3 protein-coding genes are annotated in these 2,152 nt (G+C 67.4%); all 3 read right to left on the reverse strand.

Going from position 1 to position 2,152, the window contains the following annotated elements; translation table 11 throughout:
• Positions 1–297: hypothetical protein (locus L0D17_RS12975; protein WP_243095675.1), on the reverse strand; the 297-nt coding region annotated here is incomplete at its 3' end.
• A gap of 128 nt (positions 298–425) precedes the next feature.
• On the reverse strand, positions 426–620 hold the full coding sequence (locus tag L0D17_RS12980; protein ID WP_243095676.1) for a hypothetical protein: 195 nt from the start codon (positions 618–620) through the stop codon (positions 426–428).
• Positions 621–743: 123 nt separating this feature from the next.
• Entirely contained in the window at positions 744–2,030 is a 1,287-nt protein-coding gene (locus L0D17_RS12985) for an AAA family ATPase (protein ID WP_243095677.1), read from the reverse strand.
• Positions 2,031–2,152: the final 122 nt, after the last annotated feature.

Consider the following 2,152-nt stretch of genomic DNA (forward strand, 5'->3'; position numbering starts at 1 on the left):
GGTCGTACACCTGTAGGTTGGGTGTGGTTTCCATCCCAAAATCCTAAGGCCAAGGAACAAGGGGTGCGGAATGTCGGTGTCCTCTTCCAAGGAGCTTTTCAGCACCAGGAGGTGGCCGATGAGGGCCGCCGCCTCCTCCCGAGTGAGGTCGAGGAGGTCCGCCACCTCCGCCCTCCTCCCGGTCTCCTCGGCCAGGAAACGGCTGGCGTGGCTCAGGAGCTCCTCTTCCCTTAGCCCGAGCTTTCTTCCCAGCCACCGGATGTACCGCACCCGCTTTGGCGTGGGGGGCTTTCTCATCTCCTTTCCTCCTGGCGCTGCTACACAACCCCTACGGGCTTCTTCTCTCCAGGACGAACTCTACCCTCCTCTATTCCCCACTCCCGCCTCCAGGAGGCCCTGGAGAGGTTCGGTGGTCCGGTCAAGTTTCATCTCCCTTTCACCTCACCTCCCCCTGAAGAGCCCCAAAGGGGCCCCCTGAGGGTCCGGCCAAGCCCCAGCCTCTCCAGGCCCTTTTCCTTCAGGATCAAGAGGTCCCCCTGCACTTCCTCGGGGTGGACCTCGAGGAATTCCGAGGGAGGGAGGTCCTTAAAGTAGGGCCTCGCCCGCACCTCGCCCAGCACCGGGTCCCCCCCAATGGAAGGAGTTCCGGCCCCTCTTCCTCCACGGCGAAGACCCGGGCGAAGAGGGGGATGGCCCCCTACGGCCTCTTGTCCACCTGCCCTAGGTACACCGTCAGCATGGCCCTATTCTAGGTGGACCACGAGCTTGCCTCCGTCCCGTGAGATCTCCACCCGCTTGGGCCTCCCCCCGTGGGCGAGGTAGGCCTCGGCCAGGGGATCCGCTACCAGGGACTCGATGGCCCGCTGGAGGTCCCGCGCCCCGAAGCGGGGGTCCACCCGAGAGAGGACCAGGGCGTACACCCCCTCGTCCACCCTCAGCTCCAGGCGGCCTAGCCCCGCCTGCCGCTTCCACTCCTCCAGGTACTTCCGGAGGTGGAGCTTGGCGAGGTGGAGGAGGTCCTTCTCTGTGAAGGGCCGGAAGGCTACCACGGTGTCCAGGCGGTTCACGAACTCGGGCCGGAGGCCCATCCCCACCAGCTGGCCCCGGAGAAGGTGGTCGGGGATCTCCCCTCTCCCCTCGAAGGCCTCCCGGGCGAGGAGGTTGGTGGTGAAGAGGAGGATGCACTCCGGGGCGGAGGCCACCAGCCCCTTGGAGAGCTCCTGGAACCGCCCCTCGTCCAGGAGCTGGAGGAGAGGGTCTAAGACGGCGGGGTGGGCCTTCTCCATCTCGTCGAAGAGGAAGACCCCCTTGGGGTGGCGGGCCAGGTCTTCGTAAAGCCTCCCCGGGCGGTCGGAGCCCACGTAGCCCGGGGGGCTTCCCACCAGGGCGGCCACGGTGTGGTCCTGGCCGTACTGGTTCATGTCGTAGCGCACCAGGGGGCGGCCCAGGGCGTCCGCCAGGGCCTTGGCGAGCTCCGTCTTCCCGGTCCCCGTGGGCCCGGCGAGCATGGCGGAGTAGGGCTTCTCCTTCCGGGAAAGCCCCGCCGCCTTCCGCTTGAGGCCCCTGACCACGGCCTCCACCGCGTGGTCCTGGCCGAGGACCCTCCGCTTCAGGGCCTCCTCCAGGGCGGTGAAGTCCGGGGCCCGCTCCTCCAGGACCACCCGCTCTACCCGCACCGGGCCTTCCCCGCCTCTCCTCCTCGTCCTCCCCGCCCACCCCCGGCCTCCGGCCAGGGCCTGGAGCTGGGGCTGGTAGACCGAGAAGAGGGTCAGGAGGCCCGGGAGGGCTATGAAGAGCCCCATACCCACGCTCCCGGGGCCGCCCATGCTCACCCCTGCGAATATTCCCCCCGCGGCCAGCACCCCCGCCAGAAGCCGAAAGGCGATCTCGCCCGCCCTAGGCCAGAGGCCCTGGGTGGCGTTATAAGCCGCCAAGGCCAGGTAGGGGGCCGCGATGGGGGCCAGCCCGAAGTTAATGAGGATGAGGGCGAGGACGAGGCTCATGGTAAAGGCCACCCACCGCATGCTCATACCCCCAATATAGTTAAGTAAGGGGGGCCTAGCCCCCTCTCGCTCCTAGAAGGGGAAGTCTTCCTCCCCTCAGTACACGTCAAAACGTGGGACCACCCCTTTAGGATGGACCTGCGCCCACG

The organism is Thermus thalpophilus (assembly GCF_022760915.1).
Classification (GTDB): domain Bacteria; phylum Deinococcota; class Deinococci; order Deinococcales; family Thermaceae; genus Thermus; species Thermus thalpophilus.